This is a genomic window from Kribbella sp. NPDC051936, from assembly GCF_040680955.1.
GTDB lineage: Bacteria > Actinomycetota > Actinomycetes > Propionibacteriales > Kribbellaceae > Kribbella.
The window spans coordinates 133,623-150,907 of sequence record NZ_JBFAXS010000001.1 but is presented as its reverse complement, the minus strand read 5'-3'; the positions used below and the strand labels follow the sequence as shown (position 1 = coordinate 150,907).

21 protein-coding genes and 1 riboswitch are annotated in these 17,285 nt (G+C 70.5%); of the genes, 14 read left to right on the top strand and 7 right to left on the bottom strand.

Annotated features, from left to right (window positions below):
- The first annotated feature begins 21 nt into the window (after positions 1 to 21).
- Positions 22 to 909, top strand: a complete 888-nt coding sequence (locus AB0L64_RS00745) for a LysR family transcriptional regulator ArgP (RefSeq protein ID WP_363706320.1) — start codon at positions 22 to 24, stop codon at positions 907 to 909.
- Positions 910 to 912: 3 nt separating this feature from the next.
- Here AB0L64_RS00745 and AB0L64_RS00740 read toward each other — a convergent pair whose 3' ends face one another.
- Positions 913 to 1,752, bottom strand: a complete 840-nt coding sequence (locus tag AB0L64_RS00740; RefSeq protein ID WP_363706318.1) for a hypothetical protein — start codon at positions 1,750 to 1,752, stop codon at positions 913 to 915.
- Complete coding sequence (locus tag AB0L64_RS00735; protein ID WP_359935938.1) at positions 1,749 to 2,255, bottom strand: GNAT family N-acetyltransferase; 507 nt, start codon at positions 2,253 to 2,255, stop codon at positions 1,749 to 1,751. The genes AB0L64_RS00740 and AB0L64_RS00735 overlap by 4 nt, the downstream gene beginning before the upstream one ends.
- A gap of 64 nt (positions 2,256 to 2,319) precedes the next feature.
- Between AB0L64_RS00735 and AB0L64_RS00730 the strand changes: the two genes are divergently transcribed.
- Complete coding sequence (locus AB0L64_RS00730) at positions 2,320 to 3,423, top strand: ionic transporter y4hA (protein WP_363706316.1); 1,104 nt, start codon at positions 2,320 to 2,322, stop codon at positions 3,421 to 3,423.
- Here the strand turns inward: AB0L64_RS00730 and AB0L64_RS00725 are convergent.
- From AB0L64_RS00725 to AB0L64_RS00715, 3 genes are all read right to left on the bottom strand, one after another.
- Complete coding sequence (locus AB0L64_RS00725) at positions 3,389 to 4,825, bottom strand: ankyrin repeat domain-containing protein (RefSeq protein WP_363706313.1); 1,437 nt, start codon at positions 4,823 to 4,825, stop codon at positions 3,389 to 3,391. The two genes, AB0L64_RS00730 and AB0L64_RS00725, sit on opposite strands and share 35 nt — an antisense overlap.
- A 142-nt stretch (positions 4,826 to 4,967) precedes the next feature.
- Positions 4,968 to 5,327 carry a nuclear transport factor 2 family protein gene (locus AB0L64_RS00720; protein ID WP_363706311.1) on the bottom strand — a complete coding sequence of 120 codons (360 nt, stop codon included), beginning with the start codon at positions 5,325 to 5,327 and terminating at the stop codon, positions 4,968 to 4,970.
- Positions 5,324 to 6,361 (bottom strand): amidohydrolase family protein, encoded by a 1,038-nt coding sequence (locus tag AB0L64_RS00715; RefSeq protein ID WP_363706309.1) that lies wholly within the window; start codon positions 6,359 to 6,361, stop codon positions 5,324 to 5,326. Before AB0L64_RS00715 ends, AB0L64_RS00720 begins: the two co-directional genes overlap by 4 nt.
- Positions 6,362 to 6,489: 128 nt before the next feature.
- Here AB0L64_RS00715 and AB0L64_RS00710 point away from each other — a divergent pair, with 128 nt between their 5' ends.
- The 3 genes from AB0L64_RS00710 to AB0L64_RS00700 are packed head-to-tail and all read left to right on the top strand — an operon-like array spanning position 6,490 to position 7,802.
- Positions 6,490 to 6,915, top strand: coding sequence for a hypothetical protein (locus tag AB0L64_RS00710; RefSeq protein WP_363706307.1), 426 nt, complete (start codon positions 6,490 to 6,492; stop codon positions 6,913 to 6,915).
- 10 nt (positions 6,916 to 6,925) lie between these two features.
- Positions 6,926 to 7,174, top strand: a complete 249-nt coding sequence (locus tag AB0L64_RS00705) for a hypothetical protein (RefSeq protein ID WP_363706305.1) — start codon at positions 6,926 to 6,928, stop codon at positions 7,172 to 7,174.
- Complete coding sequence (locus tag AB0L64_RS00700; protein WP_363706303.1) at positions 7,134 to 7,802, top strand: TetR family transcriptional regulator; 669 nt, start codon at positions 7,134 to 7,136, stop codon at positions 7,800 to 7,802. Before AB0L64_RS00705 ends, AB0L64_RS00700 begins: the two co-directional genes overlap by 41 nt.
- Here the strand turns inward: AB0L64_RS00700 and AB0L64_RS00695 are convergent, their stop codons facing one another.
- Complete coding sequence (locus AB0L64_RS00695) at positions 7,803 to 8,312, bottom strand: DinB family protein (protein WP_363706301.1); 510 nt, start codon at positions 8,310 to 8,312, stop codon at positions 7,803 to 7,805.
- A 379-nt stretch (positions 8,313 to 8,691) separates the two neighbouring features.
- Here AB0L64_RS00695 and AB0L64_RS00690 point away from each other — a divergent pair, with 379 nt between their 5' ends.
- Genes AB0L64_RS00690 through AB0L64_RS00675 form a run of 4 tightly spaced genes read left to right on the top strand, consistent with a single transcriptional unit; the run spans position 8,692 to position 12,848 of the window.
- The gene (locus tag AB0L64_RS00690; protein ID WP_363706299.1) at positions 8,692 to 10,083 is read left to right on the top strand and encodes a DEAD/DEAH box helicase; all 1,392 of its coding nucleotides are present in this window, start codon (positions 8,692 to 8,694) and stop codon (positions 10,081 to 10,083) included.
- A gap of 60 nt (positions 10,084 to 10,143) precedes the next feature.
- On the top strand, positions 10,144 to 11,055 hold the full coding sequence (locus tag AB0L64_RS00685; RefSeq protein WP_363706297.1) for a hypothetical protein: 912 nt from the start codon (positions 10,144 to 10,146) through the stop codon (positions 11,053 to 11,055).
- Positions 11,056 to 11,070: 15 nt separating this feature from the next.
- Positions 11,071 to 11,436, top strand: a complete 366-nt coding sequence (locus tag AB0L64_RS00680; RefSeq protein ID WP_363706295.1) for a DUF1304 domain-containing protein — start codon at positions 11,071 to 11,073, stop codon at positions 11,434 to 11,436.
- A gap of 38 nt (positions 11,437 to 11,474) precedes the next feature.
- Positions 11,475 to 12,848, top strand: a complete 1,374-nt coding sequence (locus AB0L64_RS00675; RefSeq protein WP_363706293.1) for an MFS transporter — start codon at positions 11,475 to 11,477, stop codon at positions 12,846 to 12,848.
- Here AB0L64_RS00675 and AB0L64_RS00670 read toward each other — a convergent pair.
- On the bottom strand, positions 12,829 to 13,470 hold the full coding sequence (locus AB0L64_RS00670) for a LysE family translocator (protein WP_363706291.1): 642 nt from the start codon (positions 13,468 to 13,470) through the stop codon (positions 12,829 to 12,831). The genes AB0L64_RS00675 and AB0L64_RS00670 overlap by 20 nt on opposite strands.
- Positions 13,471 to 14,104: 634 nt before the next feature.
- A riboswitch (cobalamin riboswitch) is annotated at positions 14,105 to 14,171 on the top strand.
- A 56-nt stretch (positions 14,172 to 14,227) separates the two neighbouring features.
- Here AB0L64_RS00670 and AB0L64_RS00665 point away from each other — a divergent pair.
- Genes AB0L64_RS00665 through AB0L64_RS00645 form a run of 5 tightly spaced genes read left to right on the top strand, consistent with a single transcriptional unit; the run spans position 14,228 to position 17,266 of the window.
- Positions 14,228 to 14,425, top strand: a complete 198-nt coding sequence (locus tag AB0L64_RS00665) for a CbtB-domain containing protein (RefSeq protein WP_359935910.1) — start codon at positions 14,228 to 14,230, stop codon at positions 14,423 to 14,425.
- 5 nt (positions 14,426 to 14,430) lie between these two features.
- A complete protein-coding gene (locus AB0L64_RS00660) occupies positions 14,431 to 15,183 on the top strand; it encodes a CbtA family protein (RefSeq protein ID WP_363706289.1) in 753 nt (250 codons plus the stop codon).
- Positions 15,180 to 15,734, top strand: a complete 555-nt coding sequence (locus AB0L64_RS00655; RefSeq protein WP_363706287.1) for a histidine phosphatase family protein — start codon at positions 15,180 to 15,182, stop codon at positions 15,732 to 15,734. Before AB0L64_RS00660 ends, AB0L64_RS00655 begins: the two co-directional genes overlap by 4 nt.
- A gap of 57 nt (positions 15,735 to 15,791) precedes the next feature.
- Positions 15,792 to 16,898: an alpha/beta hydrolase gene (locus AB0L64_RS00650; RefSeq protein ID WP_363706285.1), complete on the top strand. Its 1,107-nt coding sequence runs from the start codon at positions 15,792 to 15,794 to the stop codon at positions 16,896 to 16,898.
- Positions 16,895 to 17,266 carry a hypothetical protein gene (locus AB0L64_RS00645; RefSeq protein WP_363706283.1) on the top strand — a complete coding sequence of 124 codons (372 nt, stop codon included), beginning with the start codon at positions 16,895 to 16,897 and terminating at the stop codon, positions 17,264 to 17,266. The genes AB0L64_RS00650 and AB0L64_RS00645 overlap by 4 nt, the downstream gene beginning before the upstream one ends.
- The last annotated feature ends 19 nt before the right edge of the window (positions 17,267 to 17,285 follow it).

Below are 17,285 nucleotides of genomic sequence, written 5' to 3'. Positions count from 1 at the left end.
CACCTTTAGAATTGCTTCATCATGCAATTCGACTCCGCACAGCTCGAGACGTTCGTGGCCGTCGTCGACGAGGGCAGCTTCGACGCCGCCGCGCGGCGGTTGCGCGTCACGCCGTCCGCGGTCAGTCAGCGGATCAAGGCGTTGGAGAGCCGGCTCGGTCAGGTCGTGGTGATGCGCGGCCGGCCGGCCCGGGCGACCGCGGCGGGCGCCGCGCTGCTGCGACTCGCCCGTCAGGTCTCGCTGCTCGAGCTGGAGGCGATCGCCGCCGTCCGCGGCACGATCGACGCGCAGCGGATCCCGATCGCGGTGAACGCGGACTCGCTCAACAACTGGTTCCTGCCCGCGATGCTCGACCTGTCCCGCACGCACAACGCTCGCTTCCTGGTCCACCAGGAGGACGAGGAACACTCGGCACAGTACCTCCGCAACGGGACGGTCCTGGCCGCGGTGACGGCGGATCCCCGACCGGTCCAGGGCTGCCGCGTCGTCCGGCTCGGGAAGATGCGCTATCTCCCGCTCGCCACCCCGGAGTACGCCGAACGCTGGCTGCACGGCAAGCCGCTGCCGGAGGCGCTGGCCGACGCGCCGATGGTGGTGTTCAACGAGAAGGACGTCCTGCAGCACCGGCTGGTCCGCAAGGTGACCCGGCGCACACTGGATCCGCCGTCGCACGCGATCCCGGCGTCCGCGCCGTTCCACGAGGCCGTGCGGATCGGGCTCGGCTGGGGAATGATCGAGGATCAGGTGGCCGGCCCCGAGTTGGCCGCCGGCCGGCTGGTGGAGGTCGCCCCGGGCAAGTACATCGACGTGCCGCTGTACTGGCAGCACTGGAAACTCGAGTCCGGCATCCTCGACGCGCTCACCGCCGCGGTCCTCCGGGCGGCCGACGCGGGCCTTCGGACCTCGTAGAGGTCAGTCCCAGCGCAGGGCCATCGGGTTGTCGGCGGGGATCAGGCCGTCCGACATCAGGATCGCGCTCAGCGGACGGACGAGGTCGTGCAGCTCGGTGGTCAGTTCGTCGCCGAGTGCCTGCCACCCCTGGTCGGCCAACGAGTCTGTGGTGTCTTCGACCTGCTGCCGCAGCGCCCGGCCGCGTTCGGTGAGAGCCCCGTCGGCGTCCAGCAGTCCCCGGCTTCGGAGGTCGTCCGAGGCGGCCGCCCACTCGTCGTCGCTCCAGCGGCGGTTGAACTGGAAGACCTCCTTCGAGGGGCCGCCCGCCGCCGAGATCGTCACCAGGGCCTGACACGGAGTGAGGCCGGCGGCGACGAGTGTCGCCACGTGCCCGTCGCCGCGTGATTCGCGCAGGATCGTGGTCGCCTGCCACAGCACCAGATGCGGCTCGTCCGGCCAGTCCAGCGCCGCGTTGGCGGCCGCGATCGGCCGGCCGGCGATCGGAGCGAGCTCGGCCGCGCGTCGCCCGAGCTCGGCCGCCCGGTCGAACGACCCGTCCAGGAACAACCGCCGTACGGCGGCGTCCACCGCCGTCAGCCGGACGTCGAGGAGCTGGGCCGGCGTGGCGTAGCTCCAGGCGTCCGGGAGTGAGCGCGCGACCATCGCAGGGTGGAAGTTGTAGAACACCGCGGCCACGAACTCCGGCCCGACCGCGCCGAGGGGCGCCGAGCGGCAGCCGAAGTAGCTCATCCATCCGCCCTTCAGCCCGAGCGCGTCGGTCGCCTTCCGCGTCTCGGGCGCGAAGTACGTGATCGCGTGGTACGGCTCGAGCGCCTTCCACATCCGGCGGGCCCTTGTCATGGGAGGGGGCGGTACATGACGTGCAGGCCGACGTACCCGAGTTTGGGGTGGTCGAAGGCTTCTGGGACGGTGCCGGCGATCCGGAAGCCGAGGGACTGCCACAGATGGACGGCGGGCTCGTTCGTCTCGACGACCGCGTTGAACTGGATCGACCGGAACCCGGACCGGCCGGCCCAGGCGATCATGTCCTCGCAGAGCAACCGGCCGACGCCCTTGCCGCGGGCCTTGCCGTCGACCATGAAGCTGGCGCTGGCGACGTGGGCGCCGGGACCCGGGCGGTTCGGGTACATGTTGGCGCTGCCGAGAACGGTGCCGTCGGCATCGACCGCGACCGTTGTCCGGGCCAACGGCGAGCTGGACGGCGACATCCAGAGTGCGCGGGCCTGCTCCTCGGTGAGGTCCGGATCGTAGGTATAGGTCTCGCGCGCGGTGACGATCTCCCGGAAGAACGGCCAGATGGCCGGCCAGTCGTCAGCGGTCGCTTCCCTGATGTCAACAGTCATATTGGGAGAAGCATCACCCGTGACGCGCCGGATGCCAAGGGGATTCCCGATAGGCTGTCTGAGGATGAGAAAATCCGTGACCCAAGGTCTGCCGCGCTGGACGCTGGCCGTGCCGCTGCTCGCCTTCGTCGACCTGATCGGGACCTGGCACCGCAACCTCGGCGCGGTCTTGCTGATCCTGGTCTGTCTCGGTCTCGGCGCCGCCGTGATCGCCGCCGTGCACCACGCCGAGGTCGTCGCGCACCGGGTCGGGGAGCCGTTCGGCACGCTGATCCTCGCGCTCGCGGTGACGATCATCGAGGTCGCGCTGATCGTCACGCTGATGGCGTCCGGCGGCGACAAGGCCGCGTCACTGGCCCGTGACACGGTGTTCGCCGCGGTCATGATCACCTGCAACGGGATCCTCGGGCTGGCGCTGGTCGTCGGCTCGCTACGGCACCGCGTGCAGGAGTTCCGGGTGCAGGCGTCGTACTCCGCGCTGTCGGTGACGACCGCCCTGGTGACGTTGAGTCTGGTGCTGCCGACGTTCACGACGAGCGCGGAAGGGCCGCAGTTCAGTTCGGCGCAGCTGGCGTTCGCGGGCGTGACGTCGTTGGTGCTGTACGGCGTGTTCGTGTTCATCCAGACCATCCGGCACCGCGACTACTTCCTGCCGGTGGGGGCGGACGGCGCGGTCGACGAGGACGAGGACCATCACGCGGCCGCGCCGAGCGGGAAGACCGCGCTGCTGAGCCTCGGGTTGCTGTTCGTCTGCTTGATCTCGGTGGTCGGGCTGGCCAAGACCGTGTCGCCGAGGCTCGAGTCCGCGGTGGAGTCGGCCGGCGCGCCGCTGGCCGTCGTCGGTGTGGTGATCGCGCTGCTCGTCCTGCTGCCGGAGACGGTTGCCGCCGTGCGTGCCGCACTGCGCAACCGTCTCCAGACCAGCGTCAATCTGGCGCTCGGGTCAGCGCTCGCCAGCATCGGCCTGACCATCCCCGCGATCGCCGTCGCCTCGATCTGGCTGAGCGGCCCGCTCGTCCTCGGGCTCGGCGGCAAGGAGATGGTGCTGTTCGCGTTGACCGTCGTGACCGGGCTGTTCACCCTCTCGACCGGCCGGGCGACGCTGTTGCAGGGCGCCGTTCACCTCGCCGTGTTCAGTGCGTTTCTGTTCCTCGCTGTAAGCCCCTGAGGTAGTCGATCACCGATTGCTGGTGACTGTGCTCGGCCCAGCTCAGAGCGTCGCCGTTGTAGTTCGGATCTCGCAGAGTCGGGTCGGCGCCGAGTTCGACGAGTTTCCGGACCGTCTCCAGGTGGCCGTTGAGCGCAGCCCGGTGGATCGGCGCGGCACCGCCGGAGATCCGGCTGAGGTCGAATCCCAGTCGCTGCAACGGTTCCATCGCCACGGCACGACCGACCTCGGCGGCGCGAACGGGCAGCTGCGGTGTCCGGGCCACCGCGCGGGCCGCGAGCCCGGGATCGACGTCGGGCAGCTCACCGCGCATCGCGGCGGCGTACACCTGGTGGATCTCGTCCAGCGGCGCCGCGCCCCTCGCCCGGAGCAGGTCGGCGATCTCGGTATGGCCCTGGACGGCGGCCAGTTCGTACGGTCGATGTCCGCCGAAGACCGGATGCCGGGTTCCGACGCCCTCCGGATCGGTGCCCTGGGCAAGTACCAGCTCGGCCCGGTGGGTCAGGCCGGCCCACGACGCGAAGACCAGTTCGTCCTCGAGCAGTTGCCGCGGGGTCGGGTGTGCAGCGGTCAGCCGAGCGTGCCACGGGCCACCGTCGCCGCGCCCCAGCCCGTACTCCAGCAGGAGCTCCAGGTGTACGTCGTCGTACGGCGGGGGACACCCGGGGCCGCAGTTGTACATCGTCTGGCTGTCGTTCGGGTCGGCGCCCGCGTCGAGCAGGAGCCGAGCCAACTCGACGCGATGCCGGTGCGGCGGCTGGTCGCCCTCACCGCGGCCGAAGACGCCGGTGAGCGCGGTGAACGGTGACGGCAGGCCCTGCCACAGGTAGCCGGCGTTCGGGTCGGCACCGTGCTCGAGCAGGAGCCGGGCGATCTCGACCTGGTTCGGCGAGTCGAGACGGCTGTAAGTGAGGTAGAGAAGCGGCTCCCAGCCGTACGGCCCGCCTTCCGAGCTCGCCTGGCTGAAGTCGATCCCGTCCAGGTCGCCGGCCACCACCTGTGTATGGATGTTGCTCTGGGCAATCTCCGGGTAGCGCTCGAGAAGGTCGTGGGCGGATCGTTGCCGGGCCGGATCGTCTTCCCCGTAGTGCAGTGTCGCGAGCCGGAGGAACTCGTCGGCACGCTCCGCGGGCGTGTCCAGCGGGCCGCCGACCGGCTGCCGGTGGGGCGAGCGGCTGTAGCGGTCGACGAGTTCGAGGTGTCGCACGATCCGCGGCCAGCTGGGGAACCCGTAGCTGCGAGCGATCACCAGTTGGGCGTCCGCCAGCGTCCGCACGGGATGGAACTCGGCGGCCAGTGCGACCGCGGCGCTGTCACCGGCGCGGACCTGTTTGAGCAGGGTCTTGGCCTGACCGCGCAGATGGTCGAGGTGCGGGTCGTTCGGAAGATTCCGGGTCGGCATCGCCGACCTCCTCTCTACGAGCCTGCTGTCCGCATCGTCAGGCGAGAAAGGAGGTCAAGCGGTACTACGCCTTGATTCTCAGGTGGGCTGAGCCCTTCCCGCGGACCGGTGGCGCCCTGAAGCGCCTACCCGGCAGCGTAGCTCAGCGCGGCTTCTCCATCCACCACTCGGTGAACTCGAACGCGCGGTCCTTCTCCAGCCGGATCACCCAGAGGTTGCTGAACTCGCCCGGCGGATTCGTCAGGTACGTCGTCCAGCCGCGGACGAAGCCGACGCCGTCCCCGAAGCCGAGCACCTCGTACTCGAAGGTCGTCTCGCCCGGGGCGTCGGAGACCTCCAGCCACGCCGCGATGATCGCCTCCCGGCCGGTCACCGGCGCCTCGTCCGGCCGCCGGTACCAGGCGGCGTCCTCGGTCCACAGCGCGGCGATGTCCTTGGGATCGTTGCTCTCCCACGCCTTCCGGTACTTCTCGACCCAGCGGTCGAGGTCCTTCTCCTTCATCCGATCCGCCTGCCGTTCAGGACCACGGCCGCGGGTCGTGCCAGTACGCCGGGGTGCTCGCGCGGGTCGGCGTCGTACGTGACGAGGTTGCCGGCGCCGGTCAGACCGAGGAAGTCCTGCGCGCCGGTGGAGGCCGCGGTGAGCGCCTGCTCCACGGTTAGCCCGTGCTTGACGAGCAGGTCGATCTCGCCGGCGACCGTGCCGACCACGTCCGATCCGGTCAGCACGCGCACGCCGTACCGTTCGGCCAGCGGCAGGATCGACGCGAGGTATGCCGATCGCTCCTCGCGGCGGGCCTTGCGCTCCGGGGTCTCGTCCGGGCTCGGCCCGACCGAGGCACAGAGCGTCGGCGTCCACGCGCCGCCGCGGGCGCCGAGCGCCTGCAGATCCTGCTCGGTGAGCGCCGTACCGTGCTCGACTGAATCGATGCCTACCCGGATCAGCTCGCTGACGTGGTCGGTGTTCACGTGCGCGGCGACCCGGGCGTTCCGCGCGTGGGCCAGCTCGACCATCGCGGCGACCAGGTCGACGTCGTACGACGGACTCACCTTGCTGCCGCGGATCGGGCCGTCCGGGCCGACCTCGGGGAAGTCTCCGACCAGCTTCAGCCAGGTCGCGCCGTCGGCGATCTCGGCCTCGACCGCGGCGAGCAGATCCTCCGGCGCGACCGGCTCGTACGCCTGCGGGAAGTAGCGGCCGTCCGGGGCGAGGAACCGGCCGGCCGCGAGGACGAGTGGGCGGCCGTCGTCCGCGGTCCGGGCGAGCCGGAGCGTGACGTCCCGATTGCCGCCGACATCGCGGACCGCGCTCACCCCGGCGCGGGCGAGTTCGCCGAGCCGCTCGTCGGCGTAGTCCGCGCCGCGCAGGACCGGCCCGTTCGCGCCGGGGGCCATCGTCAGGTGACAGTGCGAGTCGACCAGGCCCGGTACGGCGTACCTGCCGGGCAGCTGCTCGCCGGACGCGGCCGGCCCGAACGTCAGGCGGGCGGTGTCGCCGGAGGGCAGCACGGTTCCTTCGAAGACCCAGGTCGTCATGCGGGCCATTCTCGCCCCGGACGAGATCCAGATCACGTGACGCTCGACTTGAACATGTTCAAAACAGCGGCGTACGGTCAGGGCATCGACAATTTGAACATGTTCAAGAAGTGGGGAGAACGATGGACATGACGGTGACGACCTACCTGGTCTACCTGCTGATCGCGGTGCCGCTGACGATCTGGGTGGCGCGCACGCTGAGCCGCAACGGGCGGATCTTCCTGGTCGACGTCTTCCACGGCAACGCGGAGTTCGCCGACGCGGTGAACCGGCTGCTGGTGGTCGGGTTCTATCTGATCAACCTCGGGTTCGTGACGCTGTTCCTGCGCAGCGGGCGGCCGGTCCTGGACGCGAGCGGCGTGTTCGAGCAGTTGAGCGTGAAGCTGGGGATCGTGATGCTGGTGCTCGGCGTCGTGCACCTGACGAACGTGTGGATCTTCAACAAGATCCGCACCCGCAGCCGGCTCGACTCGATGACCCGCCCGCCGGTGCCGCCGAACGACACCGTCCAGCCGCTCACGATGACCGAGCAGGCCGCTCGGTACGGCTATTGAAGGCCGCCCGGTGCGTGAGCTGACCGTGCTGTACGACGCCCGCTGCGGACTGTGCCGGCGGTTCAAGGACTGGCTGGCAGCGCAGCGGCCGGCGCCGGACGGGTACGGCGGGGTGGTGCGTCTGCGGTTCGTCGCGGCGGGGTCGGCGCACGCGCGGGCGATCGTGCAGGCGGCGGCTGGACTGCGGCGGGTGAGTGGAGGTGATTACGCTGACGGGTGTGACGGACAGTGCGACCGCGAAGGGCGAGCAGACGCGTGAGCTGATCCTGTCGACCGCATTGCGGTTGTTCCGGGAGCAGGGGTACGGGAAGACGACGATGCGCGCGATCGCCAACGAGGCGGGCGTGTCGGTGGGAAACGCGTACTACTACTACGGCTCCAAGGATCACCTGATGCAGGCGTACTACGACCTGCTGCAGGACCAGCACCGCGAGGTGGTCGAGCCGATCCTCGCCGCGGAGAAGGCGTTCGTGCCGCGGCTGGCCGGCGTACTGCGGGCCTGGCTGGACGTGGCCGCGCCGTACCACGAGTTCGCCGGCACGTTCTTCAAGACCGCCGCCGATCCGCGCAGCCCGCTGTCGCCGTTCAGCGACGAGTCACGACCGGCGCGAGATGCGAGTATCGACGTGTTCCGCCGGCTGATCGACGGGTCCGATCTCAAGCTCCCGGCCGACCTGAAGGCCGAGCTGCCCGAGCTCCTCTGGCTCCTGCAGATGGGCGTGGTCCTGTTCTGGGTGCACGACCAGACCGACGACGTCCGCCGTACGCGCGCCCTCGTCGACCGGGCGGTCCCGCTGGTGGACCGCCTGCTGCGGCTGACCCGCATCCCCGGCGTCCGCGGCGTCACGAACGACGTTGTCGCCCTGATCCGCTCGATCAGGACCTAGCTATTCGCCGGTGGCGCCGTCGATGGCCTGCCGGAGCAGGTCCGCGTGGCCGTTGTGGCGCGAGTACTCCTCGATCATGTGCAGATAGAGGTAGCGCACCGAGTGCGGCGGCTCCTGGCCCGGACGCAGGAACGTGTCGTCCAGCGAGTAGTTCGCGGCCAGCGCGTCCGAGGTCTTGATGATCTGGCGGAAGTCCTCGAGGTCCTCCGCGACGATCGCCGGATCGACGTGGTCGAAGTCGCCGTCGGGGAACTCGCGGCTCCAGTACTTCGGCGGCGAGTCGTGGTCGGCCAGCGCACGGTGGAACCAGTACTTCTCGACCTCGCTCAGGTGCCGCACGAGTCCGATCAACGACAGGCTGGCCGGCTCCACGGCGCGCTGGACGAGTTGTTCGTCCGTCAGCCCGGAGAGCTTCCACAGCAGGGTGCCGCGGTGGAAGTCGAGGAATCCCTGCAGGAGCGCACGCTCGTCGGCGACCGTGGGTGGGGCCGCCCGGAACTGTTCCGTCACGTGCCGAACCTAGCCTGTGTGAGGAGCATCCCGCGAGTAACGGCCTGTCGGTGCCGTAGACTGGTTCCGACGGCCCGCCCAGTTCTGCCTCGGGCCGGTGAGCGCAACTACCGTGCGCCAGCAGTCGACCACCACGCGCCGCGGCCCTCGGCCGCGCCGGGCAGGACGACCCCCCGATCTTTGGAGTACTTCTATGGCGGCCCGCCGCCCCACGTCTACAACCACGCCCAATCAATCCCAGCAATCCTCCGGCGACCGGTCCGCGAAGACCTCGCGCGACGGGCAGTCGCGACCGCGGCGTCGCCGCCGTTCGAGCGCCGGACGCAGCCAGTCCGCCGGAGCCGATCGTCACGTCGAAGTTGCTGTCAGCAACGATGAGGTGACGGTTGCCCCTGACAACCGTACGTTCGCGGAGCTCGGCGTCCCCGACCGGCTGGTCGCTGCTCTGGCCGCGGCCGGTGTGACCGAGCCGTTCCCGATCCAGGCGGCCACGTTGCCGGATTCACTGGCCGGCAAGGACGTTCTCGGTCGCGGCCGGACCGGCTCCGGCAAGACGTACGCGTTCGTCCTGCCGGTCCTGGCGCGGCTCGCGGCCAGTGACACGAAGCGTCGCGCGAATCACCCGCGGGCGCTGATCCTGGCCCCGACCCGCGAGCTCGCGACCCAGATCCAGGCCTCGATCAGCCCGCTCGCCGAGACCCTCGGCCTGCGCTCGATGACGATCTTCGGCGGTGTCGGCCACGGCCCGCAGATCAACGGCCTTCGTAAGGGCGCCGACATCGTCGTCGCCTGTCCGGGACGGCTCGAGGACCACGTCCAGGCCGGTCACGCGAAGCTCGGCGCAGTCGAGATCACCGTCCTCGACGAGGCCGACCACATGGCCGATCTCGGGTTCCTGCCCGCGGTCCGCCGGATCCTCGAGGCCACCCCGGCCACAGCTCAGCGGCTGCTGTTCTCCGCCACGCTGGACGCCGGTGTCGACGTACTCGTCCGGCGCTTCATGACCGACCCGGTCACGCACAGCGTGGACTCGGCCCGGTCGCCGGTCGCGCGGATGACGCACCACGTCCTGCACGTGAAGCCCGACACGCGCCTGCCGGTGCTCGTCGACCTGACCGCGGCGCCGGGACGCACGCTGGTGTTCACCAGGACGAAGTACGGCGCCAAGGCGCTGACGAAGAAGCTGATCGCCCAGGGCGTGCCGGCTGTCGAGCTGCACGGCAACCTCTCCCAGGGCGCCCGCACCCGCAACCTCGAGGCGTTCGCGGACGGCTCGGCGCGGACCCTGGTCGCGACCGACATCGCAGCGCGCGGGATCCACGTCGACGGCGTCACGCTGGTGATCCACGCCGACCCGCCGATCGAGCACAAGGCGTACCTGCACCGCTCGGGCCGGACCGCCCGCGCCGGCGCCGAGGGCACGGTCGTCACGCTGATGACCGACGAGCAGGTCCGCGACGTCCGCGACCTGACCCGCAAGGCCGGCATCGCCCCCACGGTCACCAAGCTCGCCGCCGGCGACGCGCTGCTGTCCGAGCTGGCGCCCGGCGAACGCACGTACGTCGAACCACCGGCCAAGCAGGAGCCGAGTCCCCGGCAGTCCACCAGGCGGCCGTCGCGCAAGCCGGAGTCGGCCCAGCGCTCGTCCGCCAAGGCTGCGCAGGCCAAGGAGTCCGCGGGCACGCGAGCGGGGAACGGCCGGGCGGCCGGTCCCGGCCGTCGGTCTTCTCGCCGTGGGCGTCGTCGCCCTGCCGGACAGCAGGCAGCCTGAGGTCGAGCCGACTGTCGGGTTACGGTTCCACTGCTGGTGCCGTGACCTGACAGAGAGGCCATGATGCGGATCCGTACGGTCCTGAACGACCTTGTGCCGGAAGCGCTCGGCGTGACCGATTCGCACGACCACCTGTTCTTCCGGTCGGCCATGATCCCGGGGCAGGAGCTGGACGACGAGGCCTCGGCGATCGCCGAGGTGCGCGCGTTCGCGGACGCCGGCGGCCAGGCGATCGTGCAATGGACGCCGCACGGGCTGGACCGCCGGGCCGGCCTCCTGCCCGGGATCTCCACCGCCACCGGGGTTTCGATCGTCGCCGCGACCGGCCTGCACCGCCGCGAGCACTACCCGGACGGGTACGTCGACAAGGTCCGCGACCAGCTGGCCGAGATCTTCGTCCGCGAGCTGACCGACGGGATCGGCGACACCGCGGTCCGGGCCGGGCTGATCAAGGTGGCCGGTGGCTTCCACGTACTCGACGCGCACGCCGAGCTCGTGATGCGGGCCGCGGCGGAGGCCCATCACGCGACGAACGCGCCGATCGCCGTCCACCACGAGCTCGGTTCGGCCGCGGACGCCGTACTCGATCTGCTCGTCGACACGCTCGGCGTGCACCCGGGTGCGGTGATCCTCGGGCACCTCAACCGGTTCCCCGATCATCGTGTGCATCTCGAGCTGGCGGAGCGCGGCGCGTGGCTGGCGTTCGACGGGCCGTCGCGGGCCAACAACGCGACCGATCCGCGGCTGACCGAGTGCCTCGCCGCGCTGATCGACGCCGGGTACGCGGACCGCCTGCTGCTCGGGGGTGACACCACCACGGCGCGCGCCCGGTCGACCGCCGAGGGGCCGGGGATGCCGTACCTGCTGACCCACCTCAGGCCGCGGATCACACGGTACTTCGGCGCTGACGTCGCGGACGCCGTGTTCCGGAACAACCCAGCGCGCGCCTTCGCCACGGATTGGCGGGCGTAGGGGTACTTTCCCGCCATGAGCGTCGCTGCGCAGGTCTTCGTGGTCGTGGCCGGTGTGTTCCACGTGGTCGTGTTCGCCCTGGAAAGCGTGCTGTTCCGCAAGCCCAGCACCTACCGCCGGTTCCTGGTGAAGGACACCGAGGTGGAGGCGGTCCGGCCGTGGGCGTTCAACCAGGGCTTCTACAACCTGTTCCTGGCCATCGGTGCGCTCGGCGGCCTGATCTGGGGCGGCGACAAGGGCCACGCCATCGCACTCTTCGCGTGCGCGTGCATGGCCGGCGCCGGCATCGTCCTGCTCGCCTCCGACCGGCAGATGCTGCGCGCCGCCGCGACCCAGGCCGTACCGCCGATCCTCGCGCTCGTGCTCGCCGCGATTCTCTAGTTGACTTAAAGTGCACTTGAGCAGCGATGGTCGTCGTCATGACCATCACTGCCGAGCCGGCCGTTGAGACCGGCGGCGTCCTTTCACCGCGGTACCGCGCCCTGACCGTCGGGATGGTCGCGCTGATCACCCTGGTCGCGTTCGAGTCCCTGGCGGTCGCGACCGCGATGCCGACCGTCGCGCAGGCGCTGGACGGCCTCAGCCTGTACGCGCTCGCGTTCGGCGGACCGCTCGCCTCCGGCGTGGTCGCGATGGTCGTCTCCGGCACCTGGAGCGACCTGAAAGGCCCGACCCGTCCGCTCTGGCACGGTACGGCGTGGTTCCTGGCCGGCCTGCTGATCGCCGGCCTGGCACCCTCGATGGAGATCCTGGTCGCGGGCCGGATCATCCAGGGCTTCGGCTCCGGCCTGCTCACGGTCGCGCTGTACGTCGTCGTCGGGCAGCTGTACCCGGCGCGTCTCCGCCCGCGGATCTTCGCCGCGTTCGCGACCGGCTGGGTCGTACCGTCGCTCGTCGGGCCCGCGATCGCCGGGCTGATCGTCGAACACACCAGTTGGCGGCTCGTCTTCCTGGCCGTCCCGGTGATCGCGGTCCCGGCCGCACTCGTGATGCGTCCCGGCCTGGCCCGCGGCAGCGCGTACGACGTACGGCAGGGGAAGCTGTGGGACAAGCGGGCGCTGTGGGCGATCGCGGCCGCGGTCGGTGTCGGCCTGCTGCACTACGGCGGGCAGCAGAGGGGCGCCGTACAGCTGGCACTGCTGGCGATCGGTCTGGCCGGGGTGATCGCGTTCGGTCCGCGGCTGCTGCCGTCCGGGACCTTCGCCTTCGGGCGCGGGCTGCCGTCGGTGATCGCGCTGCGCGGGCTCGTCGCGGCGGCCGGGTTCGGCGCCGAGGTGTTCCTGCCGCTGATGCTCACCCGCGAACGCGGCCTGTCGCCGGCGCTGGCCGGACTCGTCCTGACGGTCAGCGCGCTGAGCTGGAGCGCTGCGTCGTGGTACCGCGGCCGGCCGAACCAGCCGTTCTCACACGCGGTCTTCCTGCAGGCGGGCATGCTCGCGATCCTGCTCGGCATCGTGACCGCGGCGCTGACGCTCGACCCGCACGTACCGGTGCTGGTCGGCATCCTCGGCTGGAGTCTGACCGGTCTCGGGATGGGGACCGTGTTCCCGACTCTGTCCGTGCTGGTGCTGGAGTACTCCGAACGCGACGAGCAGGGCGCCAACAGCTCGGCCCTGCAGCTCAGCGACTCGTTGTCGACCGCAACGATCCTCGCGATCGGCGGGTCGTTGTTCGCGGCGCTCGAGCCGCACTCCGCGATGACGGCGTACCTGGTCGCGTTCGGTCTCCCGGCGCTGCTCGCACTGCTCGGCGTCCCGGCGGGACGGCGTACGGCTATTCCTTCGAGCCGGTGACCGCGATGCTGGCGCCGAGGCCGATGATCATCAGCCCGCCGGTGCCGCCGACCAGCTCGAGCCGGCGCGGCGACCGCGCGAACCACTCCCGCGCGGTGCCGGCCACGACCGCCCACACGCTGTCCGAGCAGAGCGCGATCAGGATGAAGATCGTGCCGAGCACCAGGATCTGAGCCCACGCCGGCGCAGCCGCGCCCTTGTCCACGAACTGCGGCAGCACCGCCGCGAAGAACACCGCCGTCTTCGCGTTCGTCACCCCGACCAGGAACCCCTGCCGGATCGTCCGCCGCGTCGTGCCCGGCTTCGCCGTACCCCGCATCGCCTCGACCAGCGACTTCCGCGACCGGAACGCCTGCACGCCGAGATAGATCAGGTACGCCGCACCCGCCAGCTTCACCACCGTGAGCGCGACCGCACTCGCCGCGATCAACGTCCCCAGCCCGAGCGACACCGCCCCGAGCAGAATCGCGGCGCCGAGCGTGTTCCCCACCATCGTCAACACGGCCTCCCGCCGCCCGACCGCCAAGGCGCGACCGACGATGAACAGCACACTGGGGCCCGGCACGACGATGATGACCAACGCGGTGATCGCAAACGCGACCAGATGATGAGCGGACGGCATGCCGCTCAGGATAGGCCGCCCCACCCGCACTCCGCAGGTGCATACTTCGCTGCGGGGCTCCTCAGTGCACGTGCTGCGCGCGCCCCCGCCCGCCCCCGGCTTGGCACGGTGCACTTGTTTCCGGCTGGCGCCGGAGTTGCGTGCTGCCGCCCGCGGGCTGCTTGGTCGCTGCGCACTCTGCGAGGAACAGATGCGTCCGACCGAGCGTGTACCTCACGCCCCTAACGGTGTCGGCGTACCTCCTGAGCCCGGGCGGTGCCGACCGCGGATGACCGTGTCGAGTCGGCTTCTGGCTGGTCGCCACCTTCGCCCCCGAGTCGTGGCGTTTGGCTCCCGGGCCCTGCGCCGAGTCGTGGATATCGGTCCGTTCGCACCGCCAATCTCCACGACTCGACAACCCCGACACCAGCAGGCGGCCGACGAGGGGCCGCGGCACTCCGGGGCGGGGCGCGCGTGGGCCGGTCGTACCCGTCACACGCGTGGGCCGGTCGTACCCGTCACGAGTAGGGCGGCTGTGCCCGCGCCGCGTGGCTCGGAGATGCGCAGGTGGGATTGGTCACCGGCGCGCCGGGGTGCGTTGACCGGGGGTTGGTGGGGACCTTACGGTTCGAGGGTCAACCTGCGGTGCCATGAGGGAAGCCGGTGCGAATCCGGCGCGGCCGCGCCACTGTGATCGAGTTTCGGCTCGTAAGTCAGGACGCTCGGGCATCGCAGCCTTTCGAAGGGGACGCGCACTTCCCCAGGAGGTTCAGTTCAGATGGCAGCTCCTGCCCGCTCGGTCGCCGTACCGGCTCTTTCTCCCCGGCTCCTCGCCGTCGCGCTGCTCAGCGTCGGCCTGATGTTGCTGCTCGCGTATCTGGTCGGGTTCGACCAGGGTGCGGTGTCTCGTTCGGGGATGTTCCTGCACGAGCTGATGCACGACGGTCGGCATCTGCTCGGCGTGCCCTGCCACTAGATCAGATGCGCACCTTCGGACAGCTCCTGGTGCGCGGACTGATCGTCGGACTCTTCGCCGGCCTGCTGGCCGGAACGTTCGCCTATGTGCTGGGCGAGTCGCGTGTCGACGCGGCGATCGCGATCGAAGAGGCCGGTGCCGCGCACTCCCATGACCACGACCAGGCCCATGAGCACGGCGACGACCACGAGGAAGAACCGCTGGTCAGCCGCGAAGGCCAGAAGGCCGGTCTGTTCCTCGCAACCAGCTTGTACGGCGTGGCGCTCGGCGGCCTGTTCGCCGTCGCGTACACGCTGCTGCGCCGCAAGCTGGGCACCGCCAACGACGCGTACGCCGCGCTCGGACTCGCCGCGGCCGGCTTCGTCGGCGTCGTACTTGTCCCGTTCCTCAAATACCCGCCGAACCCGCCTGCGGTCGGTGATCCGGAGACGATCACCAAGCGGACCGTCACGTATCTGCTGACGCTCGTGATCGGCCTGCTCGCGGTCTGGGCCGGTGTCGCGCTGTCCCGGTGGGCGGCGCCGTACGGCGAGGTCGCCCGGCTCGCGGGTGGTGTCGCCGGGTTGGTCGTCACCGTGGTGGCGGCGTACCTGATTCTGCCGCGGATCAACGAGGTTCCGGAGTCGTTCCCCGCTACGCTGCTGTGGCAGTTCCGGTTCGCCTCGCTCGGTACGCAGGCGACGCTGTGGCTTCTGCTCGGATTCGGGTATGCGGTCGCGGTGGACCGCCGGCCGGCTCGAGAAAAGGTGGCGATGTGACGGGGTTGACCTTGGTCGCGCACGCCTTGACGCCTGCGCTGCGTGGACTCGTGCTCGGTGGTGACGCCGAGCCGGATCGGGCGAGTGTCGAGACGGCACGCGAGCTGAAGCTGTCCGCGGATGCGGCGTACGCCGGTCCGGAGCGGGCCGCCGTACGAACCGCCGCGGCGCTCGGGCTCGACCCGGTGGTGGAGCCGGCGTTGCGCGATCGCGAGTACGGCGACTGGGCCGGACGCGGGCTGGAGGAACTGCTCGCGTCCGATCCGTCGGGCGTTGCGGAGTGGCTGGATCGGCCGCACACCGCGACACCGAACGGCGAAACCGAGAACGACGTGATCGCCCGGGTCGCCGACTGGCTGGGCGACGTCGCGGCGCGGGACCACGGCTCGGCGGTCGCGGTCGTCCACCCGGCGATCGTCCGCGCGATCGTCCTGTACGTCGTGGACGCGCCGGCGGAGTCGCTACGCCACGTCGACGTACGCCCGCTCGCGGCGGTCAACCTCTCGCACCACTCGGGCAACTGGTCACTTTCCCTGGCCCCCTGGAGCTGACAAACTGCGGTTGGCCCGGTTACACGCCCAGGTGACCGGCTGTCACGGGGAGTCACGATGGCTGAGTCCGACCAGCTTGCCGAGCGGTTCCGTGCGAATCATGCCCTGCTCGTCGTCGCCCGCGATCGTCTGCAGAGTGCGGTCGACGCCGAGACCGCAACCGATGCGGACAAGAAGCGGCTGGCGACGATCGAGGAGCTGCTCACCCCTGTCACGGTGTCCGAGCTGGATGCCGACGGCAACGTCATCGAGGTGCAGCGGCCGCGGCAGTTCTACTCGGTGGACCCCGACGGCCAGGGGCGTGCGGTCGAGGTGCTCGGCGACCTCCAGCAGGCGCAGAACGTCGCGGTGCTGGTGCCCGGCATGGGGAACAGCCTCGACACGTTCAGCGGACAGTCGGACCGCGGCGACCTGATCAAGCAGGAAGCCGGCCCGGGTACGGCGGTCGTGGTGTGGCTCGAAAACGACTCGCCGCAGGGCCTGGTGGAGGCGGCGAGCAAGGACGCGGCGATCGAGGGCGGTCCGCGGCTCGCGGGGTTCCTGAACGAGCTCGACGAGCTGAAGTCCGAGGACGCCGAGGTCACGCTGGTCGCGCACTCGTACGGCACGGACGTGGCCGCGCAGGCGGTGATGGCGGGCGCCCGGCCGAAACGGCTGGTGATGACGGGATCGCCGGGGATCGCGAAGTACGTCGACGAGGCCGCGGACTTCGTGCAGCCGCCGACCCGGTTGTACACCGAGCGCGCCCCGGGCGACTACGTGTCGTACTCGGAGTGGCACGGGCCCGATCCGGCGACCTTCCCGGACGCGATCCGGATGGCGACCGCCGACCCGCGGGGCGGCGACGACCCGGTGTCGGTGCACTGGCACAACGAGTACTACCGGCCGAACAGCGAGGCGCTGCGCAACATCGGCCGCGTGGTCCGGGGCGATCTGGGGCACATCACCACCACGAACACCAGCCGGGCGACCGAGACCAAACTCTTCCTCGGTACGTCGTGGGGCGGTGCGCTGAACGGTGTCGCGGGCGCGGCGTCGAGGGTGTACGACGGAATCGTGGGGCTCACCAAGCCGTCGAAGCAGTCGGCCGGATCCGCCGCCGGGCAGACCGCGGCGCACCGGACGAACAGCGCGGCACGAGGCTCGGGAGGGCGGCAGCGATGACGAGCGACCGGGAGTTCTTGCGCAGCGAGTTGCTTGCGGTGGCGGAAGCCGTCGTACCGGATCAGCGTCCGGTCGTCACGCACGACCCGGGGCCGGTGAATCCCGGCGTCCTGTTCGACGGTCGCGGCACGGCAACGGTCTGCCGGGTCACCGTCGAGACCGGCAACCCGAAGGCGCCCGACCCGTCCGCGACGGTCGACGCCGCGGCCGCGACCCTCCGCGCGCGGGGCTGGACCGCGGACGTCGTACCGGAGGAGGACGGTCACTATCGCGTCGCCGCCAGCCGGGACGGCTTCGACGTCGCCGTCCACGCCTGGGCGACGGACTGGCGGATAACGTTCACCGGGGAGACACCGGTCGGTTCTTGACGGCCGAAACGCGGCGTGT

Excerpts from the sequence above, each read along its gene's own strand:
- AB0L64_RS00745 (WP_363706320.1), top strand. The coding sequence starts at position 22 with ATGCAATTCGACTCCGCACAGCTCGAGACGTTCGTGGCCGTCGTCGAC.
- AB0L64_RS00740 (WP_363706318.1), bottom strand. The coding sequence starts at position 1,752 with ATGACAAGGGCCCGCCGGATGTGGAAGGCGCTCGAGCCGTACCACGCG.
- AB0L64_RS00735 (WP_359935938.1), bottom strand. The coding sequence starts at position 2,255 with ATGACTGTTGACATCAGGGAAGCGACCGCTGACGACTGGCCGGCCATC.
- AB0L64_RS00730 (WP_363706316.1), top strand. The coding sequence starts at position 2,320 with ATGAGAAAATCCGTGACCCAAGGTCTGCCGCGCTGGACGCTGGCCGTG.
- AB0L64_RS00725 (WP_363706313.1), bottom strand. The coding sequence starts at position 4,825 with ATGCCGACCCGGAATCTTCCGAACGACCCGCACCTCGACCATCTGCGC.
- AB0L64_RS00720 (WP_363706311.1), bottom strand. The coding sequence starts at position 5,327 with ATGAAGGAGAAGGACCTCGACCGCTGGGTCGAGAAGTACCGGAAGGCG.
- AB0L64_RS00715 (WP_363706309.1), bottom strand. The coding sequence starts at position 6,361 with ATGACGACCTGGGTCTTCGAAGGAACCGTGCTGCCCTCCGGCGACACC.
- AB0L64_RS00710 (WP_363706307.1), top strand. The coding sequence starts at position 6,490 with ATGACGGTGACGACCTACCTGGTCTACCTGCTGATCGCGGTGCCGCTG.
- AB0L64_RS00685 (WP_363706297.1), top strand. The coding sequence starts at position 10,144 with ATGATGCGGATCCGTACGGTCCTGAACGACCTTGTGCCGGAAGCGCTC.
- AB0L64_RS00680 (WP_363706295.1), top strand. The coding sequence starts at position 11,071 with ATGAGCGTCGCTGCGCAGGTCTTCGTGGTCGTGGCCGGTGTGTTCCAC.
- AB0L64_RS00675 (WP_363706293.1), top strand. The coding sequence starts at position 11,475 with ATGACCATCACTGCCGAGCCGGCCGTTGAGACCGGCGGCGTCCTTTCA.
- AB0L64_RS00670 (WP_363706291.1), bottom strand. The coding sequence starts at position 13,470 with ATGCCGTCCGCTCATCATCTGGTCGCGTTTGCGATCACCGCGTTGGTC.
- AB0L64_RS00665 (WP_359935910.1), top strand. The coding sequence starts at position 14,228 with ATGGCAGCTCCTGCCCGCTCGGTCGCCGTACCGGCTCTTTCTCCCCGG.
- AB0L64_RS00660 (WP_363706289.1), top strand. The coding sequence starts at position 14,431 with ATGCGCACCTTCGGACAGCTCCTGGTGCGCGGACTGATCGTCGGACTC.
- AB0L64_RS00650 (WP_363706285.1), top strand. The coding sequence starts at position 15,792 with ATGGCTGAGTCCGACCAGCTTGCCGAGCGGTTCCGTGCGAATCATGCC.
- AB0L64_RS00645 (WP_363706283.1), top strand. The coding sequence starts at position 16,895 with ATGACGAGCGACCGGGAGTTCTTGCGCAGCGAGTTGCTTGCGGTGGCG.